Annotated in this window: 17 protein-coding genes; 9 read left to right on the forward strand and 8 right to left on the reverse strand. The window is 65.6% G+C overall.

Annotation, left to right across the window (positions count from 1 at the left end):
• Positions 1 to 14: 14 nt before the first annotated feature.
• Both V8J55_RS07060 and V8J55_RS07065 read right to left on the reverse strand, forming a co-directional pair.
• Entirely contained in the window at positions 15 to 485 is a 471-nt protein-coding gene (locus V8J55_RS07060) for a YybH family protein (RefSeq protein WP_336444948.1), read from the reverse strand.
• A 13-nt stretch (positions 486 to 498) separates the two neighbouring features.
• On the reverse strand, positions 499 to 1,938 hold the full coding sequence (locus tag V8J55_RS07065) for an amidohydrolase family protein (protein WP_336444949.1): 1,440 nt from the start codon (positions 1,936 to 1,938) through the stop codon (positions 499 to 501).
• A gap of 513 nt (positions 1,939 to 2,451) precedes the next feature.
• Between V8J55_RS07065 and V8J55_RS07070 the strand changes: the two genes are divergently transcribed.
• The 3 genes from V8J55_RS07070 to V8J55_RS07080 all read left to right on the forward strand — a co-directional run bounded on the left by V8J55_RS07070 (position 2,452) and on the right by V8J55_RS07080 (position 8,922).
• Positions 2,452 to 5,385 (forward strand): TonB-dependent receptor domain-containing protein, encoded by a 2,934-nt coding sequence (locus V8J55_RS07070; RefSeq protein ID WP_336444950.1) that lies wholly within the window; start codon positions 2,452 to 2,454, stop codon positions 5,383 to 5,385.
• 74 nt (positions 5,386 to 5,459) lie between these two features.
• A complete protein-coding gene (locus tag V8J55_RS07075) occupies positions 5,460 to 7,106 on the forward strand; it encodes an amidohydrolase family protein (protein ID WP_336444951.1) in 1,647 nt (548 codons plus the stop codon).
• 25 nt (positions 7,107 to 7,131) lie between these two features.
• Positions 7,132 to 8,922, forward strand: coding sequence for a DUF885 domain-containing protein (locus V8J55_RS07080; RefSeq protein ID WP_336444952.1), 1,791 nt, complete (start codon positions 7,132 to 7,134; stop codon positions 8,920 to 8,922).
• 78 nt (positions 8,923 to 9,000) lie between these two features.
• On the opposite strand, the gene V8J55_RS07085 is transcribed toward V8J55_RS07080, so the two are convergent.
• The 5 genes from V8J55_RS07085 to V8J55_RS07105 all read right to left on the reverse strand — a co-directional run bounded on the left by V8J55_RS07085 (position 9,001) and on the right by V8J55_RS07105 (position 15,084).
• Positions 9,001 to 10,842, reverse strand: a complete 1,842-nt coding sequence (locus tag V8J55_RS07085) for a gamma-glutamyltransferase family protein (RefSeq protein WP_336444953.1) — start codon at positions 10,840 to 10,842, stop codon at positions 9,001 to 9,003.
• Between the two features lie 177 nt (positions 10,843 to 11,019).
• Positions 11,020 to 12,453, reverse strand: a complete 1,434-nt coding sequence (locus V8J55_RS07090) for an amino acid permease (RefSeq protein ID WP_336444954.1) — start codon at positions 12,451 to 12,453, stop codon at positions 11,020 to 11,022.
• A 45-nt stretch (positions 12,454 to 12,498) separates the two neighbouring features.
• Complete coding sequence (locus tag V8J55_RS07095) at positions 12,499 to 13,146, reverse strand: GntR family transcriptional regulator (protein ID WP_137889756.1); 648 nt, start codon at positions 13,144 to 13,146, stop codon at positions 12,499 to 12,501.
• Positions 13,147 to 13,153: 7 nt separating this feature from the next.
• Complete coding sequence (locus V8J55_RS07100) at positions 13,154 to 14,152, reverse strand: 4-hydroxyproline epimerase (protein ID WP_336444955.1); 999 nt, start codon at positions 14,150 to 14,152, stop codon at positions 13,154 to 13,156.
• Between the two features lie 17 nt (positions 14,153 to 14,169).
• Complete coding sequence (locus V8J55_RS07105) at positions 14,170 to 15,084, reverse strand: dihydrodipicolinate synthase family protein (RefSeq protein ID WP_037513415.1); 915 nt, start codon at positions 15,082 to 15,084, stop codon at positions 14,170 to 14,172.
• Positions 15,085 to 15,132: 48 nt separating this feature from the next.
• On the opposite strand from V8J55_RS07105, the gene V8J55_RS07110 reads away from it, so the two are divergent.
• Entirely contained in the window at positions 15,133 to 16,407 is a 1,275-nt protein-coding gene (locus tag V8J55_RS07110) for an NAD(P)/FAD-dependent oxidoreductase (RefSeq protein WP_336444956.1), read from the forward strand.
• A 1-nt stretch (position 16,408) separates the two neighbouring features.
• Positions 16,409 to 17,611: a M24 family metallopeptidase gene (locus V8J55_RS07115; protein ID WP_336444957.1), complete on the forward strand. Its 1,203-nt coding sequence runs from the start codon at positions 16,409 to 16,411 to the stop codon at positions 17,609 to 17,611.
• Position 17,612: 1 nt separating this feature from the next.
• Here the strand turns inward: V8J55_RS07115 and V8J55_RS07120 are convergent, their stop codons facing one another.
• On the reverse strand, positions 17,613 to 18,629 hold the full coding sequence (locus tag V8J55_RS07120) for an Ldh family oxidoreductase (RefSeq protein ID WP_336444958.1): 1,017 nt from the start codon (positions 18,627 to 18,629) through the stop codon (positions 17,613 to 17,615).
• Positions 18,630 to 18,735: 106 nt separating this feature from the next.
• Here V8J55_RS07120 and V8J55_RS07125 point away from each other — a divergent pair, with 106 nt between their 5' ends.
• Genes V8J55_RS07125 through V8J55_RS07140 form a run of 4 tightly spaced genes read left to right on the forward strand, consistent with a single transcriptional unit; the run spans position 18,736 to position 26,441 of the window.
• The gene (locus tag V8J55_RS07125; RefSeq protein WP_336444959.1) at positions 18,736 to 21,111 is read left to right on the forward strand and encodes a glycoside hydrolase family 127 protein; all 2,376 of its coding nucleotides are present in this window, start codon (positions 18,736 to 18,738) and stop codon (positions 21,109 to 21,111) included.
• A gap of 36 nt (positions 21,112 to 21,147) precedes the next feature.
• Positions 21,148 to 22,860: a gamma-glutamyltransferase family protein gene (locus V8J55_RS07130; RefSeq protein WP_336444960.1), complete on the forward strand. Its 1,713-nt coding sequence runs from the start codon at positions 21,148 to 21,150 to the stop codon at positions 22,858 to 22,860.
• 18 nt (positions 22,861 to 22,878) lie between these two features.
• Positions 22,879 to 24,630, forward strand: a complete 1,752-nt coding sequence (locus V8J55_RS07135; protein ID WP_336444961.1) for a DUF885 domain-containing protein — start codon at positions 22,879 to 22,881, stop codon at positions 24,628 to 24,630.
• Between the two features lie 8 nt (positions 24,631 to 24,638).
• Positions 24,639 to 26,441 (forward strand): DUF885 domain-containing protein, encoded by a 1,803-nt coding sequence (locus V8J55_RS07140; RefSeq protein ID WP_443030792.1) that lies wholly within the window; start codon positions 24,639 to 24,641, stop codon positions 26,439 to 26,441.
• Positions 26,442 to 26,530: the final 89 nt, after the last annotated feature.

Here is a 26,530-nt window from a genome sequence, read left to right on the forward strand (position 1 = left end):
GCGGCTGAGGCAGGTTATTTTGCGGCGGGCGCTGCCGGGTCGTATGACGAAACATGGTTCATCGCGATCACCCAGCGGCCGTCGATCTTGCGAAACAGGCGCGTGTTGATCCCTTCTTGCGACCGCTCGGGCCGCGCGAGATGATAGTGGCTGATGAGCAGTGCGGCGTCGGGCGCGAGGATGTCGATGCCGATGTCATAGAAATGGAGCGTCCCGCGCCGCTCGGGTGAGCCGCCATAGTCGCGGACATAATGGTCGAGCGTGCCCTGCCACCCGTCCTGGATCTTGCCGCCCGAGACAAAGGTCACTCCGGGGTTCCAGAAGCCCGCCATATAGCCGGTAAAATCGCTGCGGTTCCATGCCGCCTCCATATCGGCGACGACCTTCAGGATCGCGGCCTTCTCCGCCGCATCGTCGGCGCGTGCCGGGGTTGCGGCGCCGAACAGCAGCAGCGCCGCCAGCAGCATGTTTATCCATTTCGTCATGGGCTCTCTCTCCTCAGGGTTTGCGCAGGAACAGCGGATGTTCGGGCAGGCGCGCGCGATCGACAAGCTTTCCCTGCGCGATCACCGCCTCGACCTTTTCGATATTGCGAATGTCGGCGAGCGGGTCGTCCGACAGCAGGACAAGGTCGGCGATCTTGCCGGGTTCGATCGTGCCGAGGTCGGCGCTCATGCGCGCGGCGGCCGCGCCATGCTTGGTGCCCGCGACGATCGCCTCCATCGGGGTCATGCCGAGTTCGACGAGTCCCTCGATCGCACGGATCGTGCCGATCCCCGGCTCGGCCTCGTCGCCCTTGGGCACGCGGCGGAATTCGGGGGCGTCGCCATAGAAGCTGTCGGTCGCCGGGGTGACGCGGCACCCCGCCTTGATCAGCCGTTCGGCGTTGCGGCGCTGCACATCCTGATTGTCGTCCATCATTTCGAGCCGCCGCCAGCGTTCGGCGCTGGTCGTCGGGGGCGGCATCTTCGCGATCTTCGCCTCCAGTTCTGCGCGCTTGGCGAGATGCTTCTTTCGATAGTCGCCGGTGATGTAATTCGACCGGATCCCGCACAGCACATCCTTCTTCACGATCAGCGCGATGAGATCGTCGGGCAGGTCGCGGCTCGTCAGCTCGGGATGCTGGATCAGGTCGATCCCCGCCTCGACCGCGAGCGTCAGCCCTTCCGAACTGGTCGCGTGCGTCTCGACCGGCTTGCCGCGCTTGTGGGCTTCCTCGACGATCACAGCCTGCTGGCGCGGCGAAAAGCCGATCAGCGCGGGGCGGAGGAAATGGCTGGTGCCCCCATATTTGATGAAGTCGACCCCCTTGTCGAGATAGCGGTTCATCGCGATGCGCAGCTCGTCGGGCGTCATGTCCATGATCTCTTCGCCCATGTCCTGTGCGAGCAGGTCGTTCCATTTCTCCTGGAACAGCGACAGGTCCGAATCCTTGGTGAGCGAGAAGGTCAGCGAGAAGGGGCCGCCCCAGCCGAGGATGTTGCCCGCCGCCTTCAGCCGTGCGCCGACGACCTCGCCACGGTCGATGCGGTCGCGCACCGCCAGGATCGGCGGCAGTACGCCATAGCTGTCGCGCATCGTCGTCACGCCATAGGTCAGCGCGCGCTGCGCGAATTCGAGCGCGAGTTCCTCGCCGCGGTCGGCATATTTCAGCGAGGTGTCGCGTCGCGCCGGCTGGCCATAGACCGAGACATGGACATTGCTGTCGATGAAGCCGGGCAGCAGATAGCGACCGCGGCCGTCGATGACCCGCGCCCCCGCCGTATCGGCACCGCCCTTGGCGATCGAAACGATCCGGCCCTTTTCGACGACGACGGTCATGCCCGGCTTCGGCGGGGCGCCCGTCCCGTCGATCAGCGTGACGCCGGTGATGGCGATCCGCCCCCCGGCAGGCGCCTCCGCGCGAGACGCCGCCGGGGCGAAAAGCGCGGAAAACATCAGAAAAATGCCGGCAAAAGCGGTTCTAAGACAGTTTATTGCGGTCACGCGACCCTCCCCGGAAACATGTGGCATTGACTCTGCGAAGATTGAGTATATCGTATTTCGTATACAGTAATAGCAAAAAGGGGTCCTGATGCTGTACCGCGAGGAATTAGCGACGCGTGGCGCCGCCGCTTTTTCGCGGACGGCCGCGCACGCGCCCCGGCTATCCTGTCAGGCTCAAATGCCCGGAGCCCGCAATGGCATTCCGACGGCCACCGATTACCGCCCCGCGCGCGATGAAGGGATGTGTTTCCCCTTCGATCCCGCTGCCAGCGAGGGCGCCCAAAGCTCCGACATGTTCACCGTTCAGCCAGCCGGGACGGGCGCGAGATATCGCGCCCGTCCCGGACAATAAATGGGGGCTGAGCGGCGTCCGGGGAAGTGTGCAGGAGAACGACGTCGCCCGCCGGCAGGCGGGTAAAAGCGAAATCAACGACAGGCCAAAGGCCGTACACAGGGAGCGTCCATATGTCTTACGATCAAACCAATCCGCAGGTTCGTTTTCGCCGCATACTTCTTGCCACCAGCCTGTTGTCCACCATCCTGCTGCCCGGCGTCGCATCCGCGCAGGATGTTGCGGCCGACGAAACCGCCGCTGAAGCGCCGACCGACATCATCGTGACGGGGTCGCGCCTGCAGCGCACCGACCTGACCGCGCCGAGCCCGATCACGGTCGTCGGACAGGAAGATGTCCAGCTGTCGGGCAACCTCACGCTCGAAAAGACGATGAACGAATTCCCGCAGCTCGCCTCGGGCAACACCTCGACCGTCAACAATGGCGGCGGCGCGGGCGTGCTCACCGCGAACCTGCGCGGGCTGGGCGAAACGCGCACGCTGACGCTGGTCAACGGTCGCCGCTTCATTCCGGCGAACGCGAACGGCTCGGTCGACCTGACCAGCATCCCCGACGCGCTGATCAAGCGGGTCGAGGTGATCACGGGCGGCGCGTCGGCCGTCTATGGTTCGGACGCAATCGCGGGCGCGGTGAACTTCATCCTCGACGACAGCTTCGAAGGCCTGCAGATGTCGGCGCAAGCCGGCATTTCGGACCGCGGTGACGCCGCGTCGAAAAAGATCGACATCACCTTCGGCGCCGACCTGGGCGGCGGCCGCGGCAACGTCGCGATTTCGGGGGCCTGGGCGAAACAGGATCCGATCACGCAGGCCGACCGTCCGTTCGGCCGGGTTCCGCTCGCCGAAATCAACGGCGCGCTCGTCTATTCGGGTTCGGGCAACATCCCGGGCACCCGCGTCCCGCTCAGCCAGGCGCAGCGCAATGCGCTGGTCGGCGTCAACATGACGCCGAGCGGCCCCTGCACCTCGATCACCGGCATCCGCTTCGGCGCCGGCGGCACGCCGCTGCCCTATTGCCAGCCCGAAGACACCTATAACTACGCGCCGTTCAACCTGCTCCAGCGCCCGCTCGAACGCATCAATTTCTCGGCGCTGGCACATTATGACATCACCGACCATATCACCGCCTATGCCGAAGCCTTCTTCGTCAACGCGCGCAACAATTCGAAGCTGGCACCCGACAGCTTCACGCCGGTAACGCCGGGCGCGGCGTCGTCGACACTGCTCGTGCCGAACTATGCGACCAGTGCCAGCCTGTCGCCGGCGGTGCGCAATTTCTTCATCAACAATCGCGCGCTGTTCGATGCCGATGGCGACGGCACCGCGGCCGTGGTCGGCGGCGGCCGCCGCGCCGACGAGCTCGGCACGCGCGACAGCTTCTTCGAACGCCAGTCCTATGCGATCACCACCGGCCTGCGCGGCGATTTCGACGTCGGCAAGCGGACCTGGCGCTGGGATGCTTTCTATCAATATCTGCGCAACCGCACCGATACCCGGGCCGAAGGCGTGATCAACCAGACGCGCCTCAGCCTCGGGCTCGATTCGATCGTCAACGGTGCGGGCCAGGTCGTTTGCCGGTCGGGGGTCCCGGGCTGCGTCCCCGTCTCGATCTTCGGCCTCGGTTCGATTTCCCCCCAGGCCGGCGTCTATCTGACGCCGACGCGTACCAGCCACGACATCTTCGAACGCCAGGTCGCCGGCGCCTCGCTGAGCGGCACCTTGTTCGATCTGCCCGCCGGCCCGGTGGCGGTTGCGGTGGGCGCCGAATATCGCAAGGACAGCTATCAGTCGACGCCGAGCGCGATGGACCTCAACAAGGAATATGGCGCCGCGTCGAACAACGCGCTGGCGGGTTCGTTCGACGTGAAGGAAATCTTCGGCGAAATCCGCATCCCGATCCTGTCGGACACGCCCTTTTTCGACACGCTCGCGATCGAAGGGGCGGCGCGCTATTCGGACTATTCGACCGTCGGCGGCGTCTTCACCTGGAAAGCGGGCGGCGAATGGGCGCCGGTCAGCTGGGTCCGCATTCGCGGTGCGTATAACAGCGCGATCCGCGCGCCGAACATCAACGAGCTGTTTTCGGCGGTGGGTCAGGGCTTCACCGGGGGCACCGATCCGTGCGCGCGTCCGAACCTGACCGGCACAGATCCACGCAGCCAGCAGCTACGCGATTTCTGCGTCGCGCAGGGCGTCCCCGCCGGCGACATCGCGACCTTCACGCAGGCGACGTTGGGGCTGACGCAGGAAACGGGCGGCAATCCCAACCTCACCGAGGAAAAGTCGAAGACCTACACGATCGGTGCGGTGATCTCGCCGCCGTTCATCCCGCGCCTCAACATCACCGTCGACTATTTCAATGTCGAGGTGAAGGGCGCGATCACGACGATCAACGCGCAGCAGACGCTGAACGACTGCTACACGGGCCTGAACGCCAACAGCCCGACCTGCCGGTCGGTCTTCCGCCTCTCCAGCGGCCAGATCGACTATGTCCGTACCAACCAGAATAATATCGGTGCGCTCAGGGGCCGCGGTCTCGACGTGCAGGGCGATTACACCATCCCGCTTCCCGCGGCGCTCGGTGACGACGCCCAGCTGCGCCTGACCGGCGTTGCCAGCTGGCTGTTCGAACGCTCGACGCAGGTACTCAGCACCGTCGCGCCGCAGGATTGCGCCGGCTTCTATGGCGCGGGCTGCTCGACCGGCACCGGCGGGTTTATCGTTCCGGACTTCAAGCTCAACCTCGGCGCCGCCTACACCAGCGGTCCGCTGAGCATCCGCGGTCAGGCCCGGATGATCGGCGGCCTCAAAGTGTTCCCGACGGTCACCACCACCAATATCAAGACGGCCCCGGCCACCTGGTATTTCGACCTGACCAGCACGTTCGAGATCAACGACAATTTCACTTTCTTCGCTGGCGTCGACAATCTGCTCGACAAGATGCCGCCGATCCTCGGCACCACTTTCGTCGGCGACGCCAACGTCGACGTGTCGCTCTATGACACGCTCGGCCGGCGCTATTTCGCCGGTGTCCGGATGAAGTTCTAAAAACTTGCTCCCGGCCGGCGGCGCGTCACTGCTCCGTCGGCCTTTCCTTTTTCGATGATGGAAGGCCCGATCATATGACCTTCAAACCGCGTCGTATCGCCGCCCTGATGGCGGCCGCTTCTTTATTCGCCATCCTCCCCGTCACCACCGCAGCGGCGCCCGCGCCGGCCGGACAGACGGCGGCCGACCCGATCCCCGCGCGCACCGAAGGAATCGGTCCGTTCAAGCGCGTCGTGCTGCGCAACGTCACCATGATCGACGGCACCGGCGCACCCGCGCAGGGGCCGTTCGATATCGTGATCGAGAATGATCGCATCGCGCAGATCAAGTCGATCGGCGTCCCCGGCGCGATCGATCCCACCGAGCGCGCCGCGCCCGGCGATCAGGAGATGGACCTTACCGGCTATTATGTGATGCCGGGCTTCGTCGACGCACACGTCCACCTTCATTCGCTCAGCGATTCGCAGAAGGTGCCGTCGGACTATATCCTGAAGCTGTGGATGGCCCACGGCATCACCTCGGTCCGCGACCTTGGCAGCGGGCACCCGATCGAATGGCTGGTCGACATCAAGAAGCGCAGCGAGCGCAACGAGATCGTCGCGCCGCGCATCGACATCTATCCGATGTTCCACCAGATTCGCGGGCCGGTGAACGACGCGGCGACCGCGCGCGCCGTCATTCAGGAAGCGAAGAAGCGCGGCGCCGACGGGATCAAGTTCATCGGCGGCGCGCCCGAGGATGTGCTTTACGCCGCGATCGACGAAACGAAGAAGCAAGGCCTGCACAGCACGATGCACCATGCGCAGCAGCTGGTCGCCTATGCCGACGTGCTCGACACGTCCGAAGCGGGCCTCGAAAGCATGGAGCATTGGTACGGGCTGCCCGAGGCGATGTTCACCGACAAGCGCGTGCAGTCCTTTCCGACCGACTTCATCAACAATGACGAGCAGATGCGCTTCGGCGAGGCCGGGAAGCTGTGGGCGCAAACCGCCGAGCCCGGGTCGGACGCGTGGAACAAGGTGATGGACACGCTGCTCGAGCGCAAATTCGTGCTCGACCCGACCTTCACCGCCTACCTGACCAGCCGCGACTTCATGCGCATGAGCCGCGCGAGCTGGCACGACGAATATACGATGCCCGCATTGTGGGATTTCTATCGCCCGAGCCGCGTCAACCACGGCGCTTACTGGTTCGACTGGACCACCGAGCATGAGATGGCGTGGAAGGACAACTACCGCCGCTGGATGCGCTTCGTGAACGATTACAAGAACCGCGGCGGCCGGGTGACGATCGGCAGCGACGCCGGCTATATCTATAACCTCTATGGCTTCGGCTATGTCCAGGAAATGGAGCTGATGCGCGAGGCGGGCTTCAGCTCGCTCGAGGTGATCCACGCCGCGACGCAGGAAGGCGCCCGGCTGCTCGGCCATGACGATCAGGTCGGCACGATCCGCGTCGGGCGCAAGGCCGACCTCGTCGTCGTGAAGGGCAATCCGCTCGCCAACCTCAAGCTGCTGTTCGGCACCGGATCGGTGAAGCTGAACGATGCGACGGGCAAGGTCGAGCGCGTCGGCGGCGTCGCCTACACGATCAAGGACGGCATCATCTACGACGCGGCGAAGCTGCGCGCCGAGGTCCGCGACATGGTGGCGAAATCGAAGGCCGAGCGCGGCTTGCCGCCCGGCCCGATGGTGATCGAAAATGCAGGGACCGCGAACTGATCCGAACGGAAAAAGGGAGAAGACAATGAACCGAGTTTCGGTGGCGCGGACGGTCGCGCTGGCGCTGGCGGCCTTTACCGCGCAGGCGGCGACCGCACAGGCGCCTACGTCGGGCAGCGCGGATGCACGATTGAAGGCGCTGTACGAGCGCGAATGGGACTGGCGCCAGCAGCAGGGGCTGCGCAGCGGGCGCGGCGGCGAAGGCGACGGCCCGACACATCTGCCCAGGGTCGACGCCGCGACGCAAAAGGCGCGGCTCGATTACTGGACCAAGGCGCTCGCCGAACTCGATGCGATCCCCGCCGATCAGCTTTCGCCCGAAGAGAAGATCAACGCCGCGGTGTTCCGCCAGTCGATCGAGACGATGGCGAACGACATCAAATACAAGACCTATGAGGCGCCGTTCAACGCCGACACCTTCTTCTGGTCGGGGCTCAATCCGCGCAGCGGCGGCTTCGCGACCGCGCAGGCGTATCGCAACTATATCGCCCGCATGCGCGACATCCCGCGCTTCTTCGACGAGCAGACCGCGAATATGCGCGCCGGGCTCGCGCGCGGCTTCAGCGTGCCGCAGATCGCGGTGCAGGGCCGCGATGTGACGATCAAGCCGTACCTGCCCGCCGATCAGACCAACAGCTTCTACGACGCGTTCAACGAGATGCCGCCCACGATTCCGGCGGCCGAACAGGCGGTGCTGAAGGCCGAAGGCGAGAAGGCGATCCGCGAGGCCGTCGCGCCCGCCTATGCCAAGCTCTACGCCTTCATCCGCGACGACTATATGAAGAAGGCGCGCACCACGCTGGCGGGGGAGAAGCAACCTGACGGCCCGGCCTTCTATCAGGCGCAGATCAAGGGTTTCACGACGCTCGACCTGACGCCCGAGCAGATCCACCAGATGGGGCTCAAGGAAGTCGCGCGGATCAAGGCCGAGATGGAGCAGGTGAAGGCGAGCACCGGGTTCAAGGGCGACATGCCGGCGTTCCTCAAATTCCTGCGCACCGATCCGCAATTCTATCCGAAGACGCCTTATGAGCTGCTCGCCAAATCCTCCTATGTGGCGAAGCGGATGGACGCGAAGCTGCCCGAGACGATCGGCTTCCTGCCGCGGCGGCGCTTTGCGATCCTGCCGGTGCCGCCGGCGCTGGCGCCGATCTATACCGGCGGGCGCGGCGGGCTCGAAAGCTGCATGATGAACACCTATGACCTGCCGTCGCGGCCGCTCTACACGCTGACGGCGCTCACCATCCACGAATGCAATCCGGGGCACAGCTTCCAGTCGGCGGTCGCGCAGGAAGCGACGCGCCGCCCGGCATTCCGGCGCGCCACCGGTTTTTCGGGCTATGGCGAGGGCTGGGCGCTCTATTGGGAATGGATGGGCAGCAAGCTCGGCATGTACGAGACGCCGTACGAGGATTTCGGCCGCCTCTCCTATGAAATGTGGCGCGCATCGCGGCTCGTGATCGACACCGGCCTCCACCATTATGGCTGGAGCCGTCAGCAGGCGCAGGACTATCTGCGCGGCAACACCGCTTTGTCCGAGCATGAGATCACGACCGAGATCGACCGCTATATCGCGTGGCCGGGACAGGCGCTGGCGTACAAGCTCGGCGAGATGCTGATCCGCCGCAAGCGTGCCGAAGCCGAGGCCGCGCTCGGTGACAAGTTCGACCAGCGCAACTTCCACGACGCGATCCTCGCGCTGGGCTCTGTGCCCCTGCCGGTGCTCGAAGCGCGGCTCGACCAGTTCATCGCCGACGGCGGGGTCAACCCGCCGGGCTTCAACCCCGCGCTGCCCGAGGCCGTCAGCGCGCCCTGAAGAATTTCCGTCATCCTGACACTGGGGCGGCCGCAGCGATGCGGCCGCCCTCTTTGTTTGGCGATGACGGGACCGGCCTCAATAGGCGAGCGCACACCCATCGGCGCGCATCTCGCTCGCCGCGGCATAGACGCGCGTCTTGCCATCCATGCGATGCTCGACGCACTGATAGCGCCCGAAGCCACCGTCGGACTCGCCGAGCGTCCAGCCGATGTCGGCCAGCTGCCGCTGCGTCGCCGCGGGCACACCGCTTTCGAGCCGCAGTACGCCATTGATGCCATCGCCCGGCGAATCCTCGCCCATCGTCTCGGACGATCCCTCATGGTGCCAGCGCGGCGAATCGCCTGCCGCCTGGATCTCCAGCCCGTAATCGACGCGGTTGATGATGATCTGCGCCTGCCCCTGCGGCTGCATGTCGCCGCCCATTACGCCAAAGCTCATCCACGGCACATCGCCGCGCGCCGCGAAACCCGGGATGATCGTCTGGAACGGCCGCTTGCCCGGCGCATAGATATTCGGATGACCGTCCTGAAGGCTGAACAACTGCCCGCGATCCTGAAACATGAAGCCCAGCCCGTCGGCGACCAGCCCCGACCCCATGCCGCGGAAGTTCGACTGGATCATCGACACCATCATGCCATCCTTGTCGGCGCAGCTGAAATAGGTCGTGTCGCCGCGGCTCGGCGCCTTCCCCGGATAGACCGGCGACAGCAGCCGGTCGGGGCGGATCAGCTTGGCACGCTCGGCGGCATAGTCCTTCGACACCAGCCATTCGACCGGCACCTTGGCGAAATGCGGATCGGCGTAGTAACGCGCGCGATCCTCATAGGCGAGGCGCTTGGCCTCGGCCTGCAGGTGGATCGACAGCGCCGACTGAAAGCCCGCGCCCTTGAGGTCAAAATTCTCGAGGATGTTGAGCATCTGCAAGGTCGCGATGCCCTGCGTGTTCGCGCCGAGCGCATAGACGTCGGTGCCGCGATAGCCGGTCTTGTGCGGCTCGATCCATTCGGACTTGTGCGCGGCGAGATCCTCGTAGCGCAGCCAGCCGCCGATCCGCTTGAAATAGCCGTCGATCGTTCGCGCGATCTCGCCGGTGTAAAAGGCGTCGCGGCCCCCTTCGGCGATCAGGCGGAAGGTGCGCGCCAGGTCGGGGTTGCGGAATATCTGCCCCGCGTTCGGCCCCTTGCCGTCATTGACCCCATAAGTGCGCATCGCATTGTCGATTTCCTCGATCCCGCGGCCGGGCTGGCGGAAATTGGCGAGCGCGCGGCGGATATAATAAGCGATCAGGTCGGGCACCGGCGCGCCCGCCTCGGCATATGCGATGACGGGTTCGAACAGCTCTTTCCACGGCAGCTTCCCGTAACGCTGGTGCATCGTCCACCAACCGTCGACCGCGCCCGGCACCGACACGCTGATCGCGCCATAGGCGGGCAAGGTCCCGCCCTTCGCGCGGCTGCGCACCGTCGCGAGGTCGAGCCCGCGCGGGCTCTTCCCCGACCCGGCAAGCCCCGCGAGCTTCTTTGTCCTGGGGTCCCAGATCATCGCATAGACGTCGCCGCCGATGCCGTTCGCGGTCGGTTCGAGGAGGCCGAGGCACGCGTTGATCGCGATCGCCGCATCGACCGCCGACCCGCCGCGCTTCAATATGTCGATCCCTGCCTGCGTCGCGAGCGGATGTGCGGTGCCCGCCGCGCCATGGAGGCCATAGGCCGCGGTGCGCGAGGCGAAGCTTGCACCGACCGGCCGGTCGCCGCCTTGGACGTCGGGCCGGACAAACCGGTCCTCGCCCGCTTCCCACACCGGCGGCGCCGAACCGCTCGCCTTGGGGGCGGGCTTGGGCTGGCCGCCCTGCGCGAAGCCGACCGTCGGCAGCAATGCGGCAGCCGGAACGGCAGCGAGAAGCGTACGACGATGCATGGGTTCAAATCCTCGTGAAAAAAATCATTCTGCGAGATGCGGGCACAATAGCAAGACCGGATTTGATATACGATCGCGGGCGGGCAGCGCGGAAAGCGAAAGCGAAAGGGCTATGGCGCATCGCTGCGCCATAGCCCTTCGTTCGTTCGGCGGGACGGCGATAACCGCCCCGGGACGTCAGATCCCTACGACCGCCTGATCGCGCCGTGCAAGGCTGCGCGCGCGGCCATACGCAAAGTAGACGAGGACGCCGAGGATGTTCCATCCGAGGAAGCGGACCAGCGTCATGCTGGGCAGGCTGAACAGCAGATAGAGGCAGCCGAGCACCGCGAGCGTGCCGACCAGATAGGGCGCCGGGCAGCGAAACACGCGCGGCAGGTCGGGCGCCTTTTTGCGCAGGACCATCAGGCAGACGCCGACCGCGATGAAGGCGATCAGCGTGCCCGCATTGGCCAGCTCGGCGATTTCGTCGAGGCGGAAGAAACCCGCGACGCCAGCGACGAAGACGCCCGTCACGCCGGTGACGAACACCGGCGTCCCCGTGCGTTCGGACACGCGGCTCAGCGAACGCGGCAGCAGGCCGTCGCGGCTCATCACAAAGAAGACGCGGCTCTGGCCGTACATCATCACGAGGATGACCGACGGCAAGGCGATGAGCGCCGCGAGCGCGACGAGGTGCGAGGCGACCGGGTGGCCAAGCGTGCGGAGCACCAGCGCGAGCGGCTCGGGCGAGTTGCCGAGCGTCGTATAGTGCATCGCGCCGACCGCGCTGACCGCGACGAGCATGTAGATGAGCGTGCAGATCGCCATCGACCCGATGATGCCGATCGTCAGGTCGCGCTTGGGATTCTTGGTCTCTTCGGCCGACGTCGCGACCGCGTCGAAGCCATAGAAGGCGAAGAAGACGATCGCGGCGGCCGCCATCACCCCTTTGGTCGCGCCGCTCGCATCGACATGGCTGGCAAAGCCATAGGGCATGAAGGGCTGGAGGTTATCGGCGTTAAAGGCGGGCGCCGCAAAGGCGACGAAGATCGACAGCGCGACGAGCTTGATCACCACGAGGATGATGTTGAGCGTCGCGCTCTCGCGCGTCCCGGCCATCAGCATGCCGGCGACACCAAGCGCGACGAGCACGGCGGGCAGGTTGACGATGCCGCCGGCGTGCGGGCCGGATAGCAGGGCGGGGGGTAGATGGATGCCCGCCGACTGGATCCAGCCGACCAGATAGCCCGACCAGCCGACCGCGACGGTCGAACAGGCAAGCGAATATTCGAGGATCAGGCTCCACCCGACGATCCACGCGAGCGTCTCGCCGAGCACCGAATAGGTATAGGTATAGGCGCTGCCCGACGTGGGGATCATCGTCGCAAGTTCGGCATAGGCGAGCGCGGCGCAGGCGCAGACCGCTCCGGCAATGGCAAAGGCGAGGATCACCGCCGGACCCGCGCGCTCGGCGCCGACGCCGGTCAGCGTGTAGATGCCCGTTCCGACGATCGCGCCGACCCCCAGCGCCACAAGATGCGGCCAGCTGAGCGTGGCGCGCAGGCTATGCCCCGCCTCCTGCCGCGCGACCGCGATGGGCTTTATCGGCCCGAAAAAACCTGCTGCCACCTATTGCTCCTCCCTTGTCTGGAGCCGACGGCAGCCGGCCCCCTGTTAATCGTCGACGAGCTGCTGCCTGAGATCGTCCAGCGTCTTGCGGATATGCGCATCGACCAGCACCGAAATCTTGTCCGCGTCGCGCGCCAGCCACGCCTCGAGCAGCTGGTGATGTTCCTCGTTCGCGCGCTCGTCGCGCCCCAGCGGTTCGAGGTGGACACGCACATAGCGTTCGGAGAGCACCTGCAGGCGCTCGAGAATGGTGATCGTGACCGGCTGGCCGCACGGGCGGAACAGCGCGCGGTGGAAAGCGCGGTTGAAGGCGCCGACCCCGTCGCCATGCTCATCGGTGACATGGTCGAGCGTATCGAGCGTTTCGATCGCATGGGCATGATCGGCCTCGGTCGCGAGCAGCGCGGCGCGCGCGGTGGCGTCGGGTTCCAGCTTGATACGCAGCTCATAGACTTCCTGCGCCTCCGAAGCGCTGAGCGACCGCACGAAGAAGCCGCGGTTCGCCTGTGATCGGACCAGCCCTTCCTCTTCGAGGCGGGCGAGCGCTTCGCGCAGCGGAATCTTGCTGACGCCGAGTTCGGCGGCCAGCGCGTCCTGGCGGATTGCATGTTCGCTGGAAACGCCGCCCGAAAGGATGCGGTCGCGGACGAGGTCCACCAGCTGGTCGGACAGGTTTCGGATGATGAGGCTCATAAAGACCTCATAGCACCGAAAATCCATTCCAGAAGCTGTCTGCTTGATCGACCCAGATCGTGTTGAATCCGGTCGCGATCGCCGATCCCTCGATCGAGGGAATAATGCCGGGCGTATCGCCGAGCATCGCGCTGTCCTCGACCCGTCCGATGAAGCGGCTGCAGATATAGCTTTCGTGGACGAAGCGGTCGCCAACCTGCAGCCGTCCCTTGGCGACGAGATGCGCCATCCGCGCCGACGTGCCGGTGCCGCACGGGCTGCGGTCGATCGCGCGCTCACCATAAAAGACCGCGTTGCGGCCGTCGGCGTCTTCACCTTTGGGCCGGTCGGTCCACATGACATGGCTGACGCCGCGGATGCGGTCGTCGACCGGGTGAACCGGCTCGTACGCCGCCTGCATCAGCGAGCGAATGGTGCGGCTGAGATCGATGATCCGCGACGCACCGAGCGCATCGAGGCCTATGTAAGGACCCTGCGGCTCGATGATCGCGTAATAATTGCCGCCATAGGCGACATCGACCTTGAGCCGGCCGAAGCCGGGGACGTCGATTTCGATCCCCTCGGCCGCGAGATAGGAGGGCACGTTGCGGATCCGCACCCACGCAATCCGATCGCCCTCGGTGCCATATTCGATGTCGATCGTCCCCGCGGGAACCTCGACGCGCAACTTGCCGGGCACCCGCGGAGTAATCAGCCCATTCTCGAGCCCGAAGGTGATCAGCCCGATCGTCCCGTGGCCGCACATCGGAAGGCAGCCGCTCGTTTCGATGAACAGGATGCCGATGTCGCTGTCCGACTGAGTGGGCGGATAAAGAAATCCGCCCGACATCATGTCGTGCCCGCGCGGTTCGAAACAAAGGCTCGTTCGGATCCAGTCGAACCGGTCGAGAAAGTCCTGGCGCCGCTCGCCCATCGACCCACCGCGGACGAGCGGCGCACCACCGGCGACCAGCCGGACCGGATTGCCGGCAGTGTGGCCGTCGATGCAGAAGAAGGTGTGGCGCATGGACTCTCCCTGGCCCGTCAGGCTGCGATCTTGCTCGGCTGCGTCGCCGCGCATTTTTCGACCATCGCGATCACATCCTTGCGGCGCTGGCCGGCGAGCGGCATGCGCGGCATGCGGACGCGTTCGGAGCCGCGCCCCATGATCTCTTCGGCGAGCTTGATCGACTGGACCAGATCGCGGTCGGCGTCGAGATGGAGAAGCGGCATGAACCAGCGATAGATCGCCAGCGCCTCGTCATGTCTGCCCTCGTTGAAGGCCGCGACAAGGCGGACCGATTCGGTCGGGAAGGCGCTCGTCAGCCCCGAAACCCAGCCGCTGGCGCCGAGGAACAGGCCCTCGAGTGCGACGTCGTCGAGCCCGGCCATCACCGTATAGCGATCGCCGAAACGGTTGAAGACGTCGGTGAAGCGGCGCGGATCGGGCGCGCTTTCCTTGATCGCGACGATGTTGGACACGTCGCGCAGCGCCTCGAGCGTCGCGAAATCGACGTCGACGCGGTACGCGGGCGGATTGTTATAGAGCATGACCGGCAGCGAGGTCGCCTCGGCAACGGCACGGAAATGCGCCTGCAGCTCTTCGGGGGTCGGCACATAGACCATCGCGGGCAAGAGCATGATCGCATCGGCGCCGAGCTTTTCGGCATCCTTCGCATATTGGATCGCGCGCGCGGTGGTGAGTTCGGACACGCCCGCGACGACGGGCACGCGTCCGGCAACCGCTTCGACCGCGCCTTTCAGGATATTCCGCTTTTCGTCGGGCTCGAGCGAATTATTCTCGCCGCACGTGCCGAGAATGATGAGCCCGGTCACCCCGTCATCGACAAGCGCGCTCTGCACACGCTGGGTTGCATCATAATCGACCGACAGATCTTCGGCGAATTGAGTGGTAGCTGCGGGATATACGCCCTCCCACAGTGTCCTTATCACGCTCATTCATTACCTCCGTTGAAGCTTCAGATCGTATACGGTATATGATACAAGATGCCAAATGATTTTCCATCCCGCTCGTCCGATCCGCAGAATGCCGTCGTAATTGGCGGTGGCGTCGTCGGACTCGCCACCGCTCTCGCGCTACAAAAACGCGATATTTCAGTCACATTGATCGATTCGCCCTCGGCATCCCCTGCCGCATCATGGGGGAATGCGGGCCATATCGCCATCGAACAGGTCGAACCGCTCGCGTCGCGCGCGACGATCCGCTCGATGCCGCGCCGCCTGTTCTGGCGCGGCGGTGCGCTGTCCTTGCCATGGCGCGATATCGGCGCGTGGCTGCCCTTCTCGCTGCGGCTCGTCGCCGCGACGAGCCCCGCGCGCTTCGCGGCCGGCCGTGCGGCGCTCGGTCAGGCGCTGGGCGATGCGATGGGTTCGTGGCGCCGGCTGCTGGGCCGAATCGGGGCGGACGACCTGCTCGTCGAGGATGGCCATTATATCCTGTGGGAAAGCGCCGCGAGCGTCGAAGCTGGCCGCGCGCACTGGGCGGCAACCGATATCGGCCAAGCGACTATGCGCGATGCAACCTCCGCCGAGATGACGCGGTTGGCCGCGCTCACGTCGGCGCCGGTCGCGGGAGCGGTCCATATTGCGGGATCGGGCCAGATCGCCGATCTCGACGCGCTGGGCGCGGCGCTTCGTGCGGGCTTCGATGCCGCCGGCGGTTCGCGAATCGCGGCGAGGATCGACCGGCTGGTGATCGAGGACGGCCGCGCCGTCGCCATCGCGGTCGACGGTACACGCCACGCCGCGGATGCGATGGTGATCGCGGGCGGCGCCGCGTCGGGGGCGCTGATGGCGTCGATCGGCCAGCGCGTGCCGATCATCGCCGAGCGCGGCTATCATATCCAGTCGGCCGACACCGGCTGGCCGCATGATATGCCGCCGGTGGTATTCGAAGACCGGTCGATGATCGTCACCCGCTTCCGCTCGGGGCTGCGTGCGGCGAGTTTCGTCGAATTCGGCCGCGGCGCCAGCCCCGCCGACCCGCGCAAATGGGCGCGGCTGCGAAAACATGTCGCGGCGCTCGGCCTGTCCTTCGGACTGCCCGGTGCCGAATGGATGGGCGCGCGGCCGACCTTGCCCGACTATCTGCCCGCGATCGGGCGGAGCGACCGCACCTCCAACCTCTTCTATGCATTCGGCCACCAGCATCTGGGCCTGACCCTCGCCGCGACGACGGGCGATGCCATTGCCGCACTCGTCGCCGGAGACGCGCCGCCCTTCGACCTAACCCCCTTCGACCTCAAGCGTTTTGGAGCCTGACATGACCAACGGAATCGGCGGATCGACCGCCGCACAGGAACTCGCCGCCATCACCCCCTGGGCCGATCGCGCCGCGCCAATCGCCGCGGCGGAGCGCGAGCAGCGCATCGAAAAGGCGCGGCGGCTGATGCACGCGAACGGCGCCGATGCGCTGCTGGTCGGGGCGGGCGCGAGCCTGCGCTATTACGCGGGCATCCCGTGGGGCGCGAGCGAGCGGCTCGTCGCGATGCTGCTGCCGCGCACGGGAAAACCCATCGTCATCGCGCCCGCGTTCGAACTTGGCACGCTCGAGGCCGACCTCAAGATCGAGGTCGAGTTGCGATTGTGGGAGGAGGATGAGAGCCCGTCCGAACTGGTGGTCGGTGCCTTGCGCGAGGCTGGTGCGACCAGGCTCGCAATCGATCCGGGCATGGCGTTCCTGTTCGTCGATCGCATCCGCCGCGCCGGTCCGGCGCTCGACATCGTCGACGGCGGGCCGATTGTCGACGGCTGCCGGATGGTTAAATCGGCGACCGAACTCGCGCTGCTCCAGCAGGCGAAGTCGATGACGCTCGAAGTGCATCGCCGCGCCGCACGCATCCTCGCCCCCGGCATCCGCGCGAGCGAGGTCACGCGCTTTCTGGAGGAGGCGCACCGCAAAATCGGAGCGCCGGGCGGCAACAGCTTCTGCATCGTCCAGTTCGGCCGTTCGACCGCCTTTCCGCACGGGCTTCCCGGCGACGCGCAATTGCACGAAGGCGACGTCGTGCTGATCGATGTCGGCTGCGTTATCGAGGGCTATAACTCGGACATCACGCGCACCTATGTTTTCGGCGACGCCGATACGGAGCAGCGGCATATCTGGGCGCTCGAAAAGGAAGCACAGGCCGCGGCCTTCGACGCCGCGCTGCCCGGCGCGCCGTGCGAGGCGGTCGATGCCGCGGCGCGTGTTGTGCTGGAGAAGGCGGGGCTCGGCCCCGACTATCGCTTGCCCGGGCTGCCGCACCGCACCGGCCACGGCATCGGGCTGTCGATCCACGAGCCCGCCTATCTGGTGCGCGGCGACACGACCCCGCTCGCACCCGGCATGTGTTTTTCGAACGAGCCGATGATCGTTATCCCCGACCGCTTTGGCATCCGGCTCGAGGATCATTTCTATATGACCGAAAGCGGCGCCAAATGGTTCACCGAACCCTCGCCCGCGATCGACCGGCCGTTCGGCTGAGCTAGCCCAGCAGCGCGCGCACGTCGTCGTAGAGCGGACGCGGCACCTGCACGCCATTGGCGAGGCTGCGCGCGCGCGCCTCGAAGCGGCGCTGCGACGGCAGGCGCGCACCCTGCCCGGTGATCGCGTCGAATACCGCTTCGGCACGTTCGATATGCTTCGCCGCCTCGGCGCCGAGGAAGCCCGCGGGATCGATCGCGAGGATGAATTCGCCGCCGATCGGCGATGAGCCGGCGCCATCGTCGAGTGCGATCGATTCGGCGCTGGTGAGATCGCCGATCAGCGGCCCCGCGATCAGTTCGACCATCGTCGCGAGCGCCGACCCCTTGTGTCCGCCGAATGTCAGCATCGCGCCGTCGAGCGCGGCTTTGGCATCGGTCGTCGGCCGCCCTTCGGCGTCGATGCCCCAGCCTTCGGGAATCGGCTTGCCCGCACGGCGATGCAGTTCGATCTCGCCGCGTGCGACCGCGCTCGTCGCGAAATCGAAGATATAGGGATAGGCGCCAGGGCGCGGCCAGCCGAACGCGATCGGGTTGGTGCCGAACAAGGGCTTGATGCCGCCGGCCGGGGCGACCCACGCGTGGCTGGGGGTGCAGGCGAAGGCGACGAGACCCGCGGCGGCGACCGCTTCGACCTCGGGCCAGAGCGCCGCGAAATGCACGCAATTGTTGATCCCGAGCGCCGCAATTCCATTCCGCCGTGCCTTTTCGACGAGCGTCGGCAGCCCCGCGCCGAACGCGGTCTGGGCAAACCCGCCGCCCGCATCGACGCGAACCAGCGCGGGCGCGATATCGTGCACGAGGGGGATGGCGTCCTTGATCACCTTGCCTGTCTTCAGCGTGTTGACACAAACGAGCAGGCGATAAATCCCGTGACTCGCGCAATCGTCGCGTTCGCCGGCGACGATGGTTTCGGTCACCGCCTCGACATGCTGAGGCGCGAGGCCGTGGTGCGTCAGGATTTCGCGCGACAGCGCCGCCACGTCATCCAGCGAAAGTCGGACTTTTTCGTCGCTCATCATTCATCTCACAGCAAATGTTCCAAGGGCCATTATAGCCGCTTGCTAAATTCGTATACTATATAATATGCTGTTGCCAAGGCGAGCGAAGTCTCAGGGGAGCATGATGCAAATATGGCACGTCGATCGCCGCACCCTGCTCGCGGGCGCCGCAGCCGCCGCGCTTGTCCCTGTTTTCGCCCGCGCCGCGCCCGTTTCGACCACGACTTTCGGGCCAGCCAAACCGTTGCCCCTGTCGGCAGTCCGCCTGCTCGAATCGCCCTGGCTTGAGGCGATCGAAGGCAATCGTCGTTACCTGCACGCACTCGAACCCGACCGCCTGCTTCATAATTTTCGCGCCAGCGCGGGGCTCGAACCCAAGGGTGCGGTCTATGGCGGGTGGGAAAGCGATACCATTGCCGGGCACAGCCTCGGCCATTATCTGACCGCCTTGTCGCTGATGTACGCCCAGACAGGCGACGAAGAATGCAAACGCCGCACCTCTTATATCGTCGACGAACTCGCCGCGGCGCAGACCGCGCACGGCGACGGCTATGTCGCGGGTTTCACGCGCAAGCGCGGCGATGTCGTCGAGGACGGCAAGACGATCTTCGCCGAGCTGACGCGCGGCGACATCCGTTCGATGGGATTCGACCTCAACGGCTGCTGGGTGCCTTTCTACAACTGGCACAAATTGTTCGCCGGTCTGTTCGACGCGCAAGAGCTTTGCGGCAATGCCAGGGCGCTGCCCGTTGCGGTCGGCCTCGGCACCTATATCGATGGCGTGTTCGCAGCATTGAACGACGCGCAGGTCCAGCAGATACTCGATTGCGAGCATGGCGGGATCAACGAGAGTTTCGCCGAGCTGCACGCGCGAACGAAAGACCCGCGCTGGCTGCGCCTCGCCGAGCGGCTGCGGCACCGCAAGATACTCGACCCGCTGAGCGAGGGCACGGATTCGCTGCCGTGGATCCATGCCAACACCCAGATCCCGAAGATCATCGGCCTTGCCCGTCTGCACGAGCTGACCGGCAAGGCGGGCGATGCGGCGGCAGCGCGCTTCTTCTGGGAAACGGTGATCCGCGATTACTCCTATGTCATCGGTGGCAATGCCGACCGCGAATATTTCCCGGCGCCGCGGACGATCTCGAAACATATCACCGAGCAGACGTGCGAAAGCTGCAACAGCTATAATATGCTCAAGCTCACCCGCCATCTTTATGGCTGGCGGCCCGAAGCGCGGCTGTTCGATTATTATGAGCGCGCGCACACCAACCATATCCTCGCGCATCAGGACCCGGCGACGGGCATGTTCGCCTATATGGTGCCGCTGATGTCGGGATCGGCGCGCAAATTTTCGAAACCCTTCGACGATTTCTGGTGCTGTGTCGGGTCGGGGATGGAAAGCCACGCCAAGCACGGCGATTCGGTGTGGTGGCAGAGCGGCGACACGCTGCTGGTGAACCTCTACATCGCCTCGACCGCGACATGGGAAAGCCAGGGCGCCGGTTTCCGGATGGAAACCGCTTATCCGTTCGGCGAAAGCGTCGCGATCACGCTCGAAACGCTCGACCGCCCGCGCGACTTCGCCGTCGCGCTGCGTATCCCCGGCTGGTGCGAGGGCGCGGCGCTGACAGTGAACGGCAAGCCGGTGCCCGCAGGGACCCCCGGCGATTATGCGGTGATCCGCTGTCGCTGGGCGAAGGGCGACCGGATCGCGCTCACCCTTCCGATGCGGCTGCGCAGCGAAAGCGCGAACGACGATCCATCGATGGTCGCCTTGCTGCATGGCCCGGTCGTGCTCGCCGCTGACCTCGGCCCCGCCGACCAGCCGTTCGAGGGGCCCGCCCCCGCGCTGGTCGCCGCCGAGGTGCTCGCGGGCTTCGCTCCTGTCGATGCCGCCGCGGGACGGTTTCGCACCACCGGAATCGCAAGGCCTGCCGACCTCGCCTTCGCGCCCTTTTTCCAGCAGCGCGATCGCCGTACGGCTGTCTATTTCAAAAGCTTCGACGATGCGGGATGGGCGCGCGAGCAGGTCGCCTTTGCCGCCGAACATGCGCGCCAGCAGGACCTCGCCCGCCGTTCGGTCGACGTGATGAACCTCGGCGAGATGCAACCCGAGCGCGACCATGGGCTCACCGCCAAGAACAGCTACGCCGTCACCTATCGCGGCCGCCACGGGCGCGACGCGCGAACCTTCGGCTTCTTCGAATATAAGGCGAAGGTGCGTCCCGGCCCGCTCGTCCTGCAGGCGACCTATTGGGGCGAAGAGCGGAACAAGCTGTTCGATATCCTGATCGACGGGACGAAGATCGCGACGCAGGCGCTCGACGGCGGACACCCCGGTGAATTCTTCGAGATCGACTATCCGATCCCCACCGATCTGACGCGCGGCAAGGACGAAGTCACCGTCCGCTTCCAGCCCGCAAACGACACGACACGCTGCGGGCCCGTTTTCGGAATCCGCATCTTCACGCCCGTAACCGCGCAGGGGACGGTCTGACGCACGGGGATAGGATAACAGATAGGGGGTCGCAAAATGGATAGACGCTATCGATTGCTGGTCACGCTCGGGCTCGTGATAATTGCTGCGCCGGCGCTCGCGCAGGAACAGGGCGCGAAGCCCGCGGTCCATGCCAAATCGGCGATGGCGTCCTCGTCGAACCCCATAGTGACCAAGGCGATGGTCGAGGTGATGAAGAAAGGCGGCACCGCGCTCGATGCGGTGCTGACCGCGGTGCCGATGCAGGCGGTGATCGAACCGCAGATGACGACGCTCGCGGGCGGCGTCTCCATCCTCTACTATGACGCGAAGACGAAGGAATATCATTATCTCGACGCCGAACTCGACCACACGAAGGACGCGCAGGTCGGCGGCGGCTGGGCGCAATATACCGGCGGCGGGGGCGAGCGGCTGCCCGACACGTCGGGCAAGCGCATCGGCATTCCCGGCACCGTCGCGGGGCTGAAAGCCGCCGCCGACCGCTTCGGCACGCTCAAATGGGCCGACTATTTCCAGCCCGCGATCAAGCTCGCCGACGACGGTTACCCGATGTATAGCTTCCTCTATGGCGAACTGGCCGAGGCGGCGCTGACGCGGCTTTCGGCTTACCCTTCGGGGCGTGAGGAATATTTGCCGCAAGGCTATGTCCCGCCGGTCGGGACGATCGTGAAGCATCCCCGACTGGCAGAGGCGATGCGCCGTATTGCCGCCGAGGGCCCTTCCTATATCTACACCGGCGAATGGGCGCAGCGCTTTGTCGCGGCGGTGCGCGCGACCGGCGGCGGGCTGACCGCCGAGGAGCTCGCGGGGTATAAGGCGCGCTGGGAAACGCCGCTGCGCTCGACCTATAATGGTTATGAGATCATCGGCGCCCCGCCGCCGTCGACTGCGGGCACGCTCATCTCGATGGTGCTCAACGTCGTCGAGAATTACGACCTCAAAGCGCGCCCGCATTATGCGCAGTCGGCCGAGGCGCTCGAACTGATCCGCCGTGCCTTCGGCTATGCCGAGACCGCGACCGACGAATTCGTGCGCGATCCGCTGAGCTATGATGTGCCGACCGAGATGCTGTTGTCGAAAGACAATGCGAAGCGGTTTGCGGCACAGGTCACCGCGAGCCTGCCCAAGCCCGCCGCCGCAGCGCCGCAGGCCGCGGCGACGCCGGGAAGCGCGCTCGAACTCGCGGCCAATTTCAGCACGCACGATCGCCACTCGACCGACACCAATCATCTCGTCGCGGTCGACGCGCAGGGTAACATGGCCTCGGTCACCCACTCGGTTTACGGCAGCACCTTCGCGACGGGCATGGTCGTCGACGGGATCGCGATGAACAGCGGCAATAATTTCCCCGGCAACACCGCCGGCCCCGGCCGCCGCGTGATCTCGCCCTTTCCGCCGACGATGGTCGCCAAGGACGGCAAGCCGTGGATGACGATCGGCTCGCCCGGCCTGTCGTCGCGCGCGGTGACGATCACGCTGATCAACCTGCTCGGTTATGGCATGCCGCTCGAGCAGGCGGTCGATGCCCCGCGTTTCCAGGGGTCGCAGGCGGGGGTGCCGATGGTGGTCGAGAGCCGCGTGACGCAGGCCGTGCGCGACGAACTCAAGGCGCGCTATGGCGTCAATGTCCGCCCGACCGCCCCCTATAATTGGCACTTCGGATCGATCCAGGCGATCCAGCGCAATGCCGACGGCAGCCTGACCGGCGTCGCTGACCCCCGCCGCGCCGGCCTCGCGGCCGGTTACTGATCAACAGGAGAAATTTCGATGCGATATCTCGCTCCCGCACTGCTGGCCGTCCCGGCCATCGTGCTGTCCGCACCCGCCTTTGCCCAGTCGGCACCGCAGGCCGCTTCGCAATCGGCCGACGCCCGATTGAAAGCGCTCTATGACGCCGAATGGCAGTGGCGCACCAAGGAACTCGCGCTCGATCCCGACGGCGAACGCGAGGGTAGCGACCGGCTGCCGAGCGTCGACGCCGCAAGCCAGGCGCGCCGCGCCGCCTATTGGAACAAGGCGCTGACCGAGCTCAACAAGATTCCGTTCGACCAGCTGTCGCCCGAAGAGCGGATCAACGCCGAAGTGTTCAAGACCGCGCTCGAGGAATTCGGCGTCGAGCAGAAATATCGCGAGTTCGAGGACCCGTTCGGTTTCTGGACGTGGATCGCGCCGCGCGGCGGACTGCCGGGGGCACAGGCTTACCGCAATTATATCAAGCGGCTCGGCGACATGCCGCGCTATATCGACGAGCAGATCGTCAACATGCGCGCGGGCCTCAAGCGCGGCTTCACCAAGCCGCGCGTCTCGCTCGCCGGCCGCGACGCGCCGATCGCACCGCTGGCGTCGTCCGACGTCGACAAGAATCCGCTGTTCACCAGCTTCGCCGCGATCCCCGGCAATATTCCCGAAAGCGAACGCGCGGCTTTGGTCGCCGAGGGCCGCGCGGCGGTCGCCGCCGCCGCACCGGCGTTCGCGAAACTGCGCGCGTTCGTCCGCGACGAATATATCCCCAACGCGCGCGTTCCGATTGCCGGCGAAGCGCTGCCCGACGGCAAGGCCTATTATGCCGCGAAGATCCGCCAATATACGACGCTCGACCTGACGCCGGAGCAGATCCACGAAATCGGGGTCAAGGAGGTCGCGCGGATCGACGCCGATATGCAGGCGACGATGAAGAAGGCCGGGTGGAAGGGCGATTTCGCCGGCTTCCTCCACTTCCTCAAGACCGATCCGCAGTTCACCGCGAAATCGCCGTACGAGCTGATGGCGAAATCGGCCTATGTCGCGAACAAGATCAACGGCCAGCTCAAATTCCTCGTCGGCCATCTGCCGCGCTATCGCTTCACGATCCGCCAGACCCCCGACAATATCGCGCCCTTCGCGACGGGCGGCAACGGCGGGCTCGAGAGCTGCCTGATGAACACCTATAACCTCCCGGCGCGGCCGCTCTATACGATCCCGCCTTTGACCGCGCACGAATGCGCGCCGGGGCACAGCTTTCAGGCGGCGCTCGCGCTCGAGGCGCCCGACCGCCCGCAGATCCGCCGCACGACCTATTTCTCGGGCTATGGCGAGGGCTGGGGGCTCTACACCGAATGGCTCGGCATCCAGATGGGCATTTACGAGACGCCCTATGACGAGTTCGGACGCGAAACCTATGAAATGTGGCGCGCGGCGCGGCTTGTCGTCGATACCGGACTGCATCACAAGGGCTGGACGCGCCAGCAGGCGCTCGATTTCATGAAGGCGCACACGGCATTGTCGGATCATGAGGTCACGATCGAGGTCGACCGTTACATCAACGATCCGGGGCAGGCGCTTGCCTACAAGCTTGGCGAGATGCTGATCCGCCGCAAGCGCGCCGAGGCCGAAGCGAAGCTCGGCGCCAATTTCGACCAGCGTTGGTTCCACGACACGCTGCTCGGACTCGGGTCGGTGCCGCTGCCGACGCTCGAACGCGTGCTCGACGAATGGATCGCGGGCGGGGGCAAGAACCCCAATCCCGAACCCGCCGCCTGATTTTTCCGATGAGGAGACAAGAATTGCTCACGCGCACGATCCTGCTTTCGACCCTCGCCCTCCTGCCGCTCGCGCCCGCGGCGGCAGAGGCTCCCGCCGCGGCTGCCCCTTCGGCCGCGGCCGCCACGCCGGGAAGCGCCGACGCCCGGCTTCGCGAGCTGTACGAGACCGAATGGGCCTGGCGGCAGAAGGAATTCGCCCGCCGCATCGGCGATCCGCCCTTCACCGCATCGGCCGACCATCTGCCGCGCGTCGACGCGGCGACGCAGGCGGCGCGGCAGGCCTATTGGCAAAAGACGCTCGCCGCGCTCGACGCCATCCCCACCGATCAATTGTCCGAAAATGAGAAGATCAACGCCGCGGTGCTGCGCACGAGCCTCGAGGCTTTCGTCGCCGAGGGCAAGTACCGGATGTGGGAGATGCCGTTCAACGCCGACAGCCAGTTCTGGTCGGGGCTGAGTGCGCGCGACGCCTGGCCGTCGCTTGAGGAATATCAACGTTATATCGGGCGCATGCGCGATATCCCGCGCTATTTCGACGAGCAGATCGTCAATATGCGCGCCGGCCTGAAGCGCGGCTTCAGCGTGCCGCGCGCCTCGCTCGACGGACGCGACGCGACGATCGCCGCCTATGTCGACACCGACCCGGCGAAAAACCCCTTTTACAGCGCCTTCACCAAGATGCCCTCGACGATCCCCGCCGCCGATCAGGAGCGGCTGCGCGCCGAAGCGCAGCAGGTGATTTCGGGGACGGTCGCGCCCGCCTATGCCAAGCTGCTGACCTTCTTCAAGCAAGAGTATCTGCCGAAGGCGCGCACGACACTGGCGGCCGAGGCGATGCCCGATGGCAAGGCTTTCTATCAGGCGCAGATCCGCGAATATACGACCACCGCGCTGACCGCCGAACAGATCCACGAAATCGGCCTCAAGGAAGTCGCGCGGATCACCGCCGAGATGGAGCAGGTGAAGGAGAAGGCGGGGTTCAAAGGTGACCTTGCGGCGTTCATCCAGTTCCTCCGCACCGATCCGCAATTTTATGCGAAGACCCCCGAGGAGCTGCTCGCCTTCTCGGCGCTTGTCGCCAAGCGCGCCGACGGCCAGCTGAAATATACGATCGGTTTCCTGCCGCGCTATCGTTTCACGATCCTGCCGGTGCCCGACGCGATCGCGCCGACCTATACCGCAGGGCGCGGCGGGCTCGATGCGTGTCTGATGAACACCTACGACCTGCCGTCGCGGCCGCTGTATCAGATCCCCGCGCTGACGCTCCACGAATGCGTCCCCGGGCACAGCTTCCAGGCCGCGGTCGCGCTCGAGACGGTGAAATGGCCGGCCTTCCGCCGCCAGACCTATTTCTCGGGCTATGGCGAGGGATGGGGGCTCTACACCGAATGGCTCGGCACCAAGATGGGCATCTATCGCACGCCCTACGAGGATTTCGGCCGCCTTTCGTTCGAGATGTGGCGCGCGTCGCGGCTCGTCGTCGACACCGGCGTCCATCATTATGGCTGGAGCCGCGAGAAGGCGATCGACTATCTCGCGAGCCACACCGCGCTGGCGCAGCATGATGTCGAGACCGAGATCGACCGTTATATCAGCTGGCCCGGACAGGCGCTCGCCTACAAACTCGGCGAGATCACGATCCGCCGGCTGCGCACCAAGGCCGAGGCCGAGCTGGGACCGAAGTTCGACCAGCGCAAGTTCCACGACACCTTCCTCGCTTTGGGGTCGGTGCCGCTTCCGGTGCTCGAACAGCAACTCGAAAAATTCATCGCCGATGGCGGCGAAGGTCCGACCGCCGCCGCACCCTGATTTCCTTCCCCCCGACGCCTTTTATGACAGCGCGGCCGTAGGCAACTGAACAGGGGGAGGCAGCGCTCGCGCCCACCGCCGGACGCGAG

Origin of the sequence: Sphingopyxis sp. CCNWLW2 (assembly GCF_037095755.1) — a bacterium.
Classification (GTDB): Bacteria; Pseudomonadota; Alphaproteobacteria; order Sphingomonadales; family Sphingomonadaceae; genus Sphingopyxis.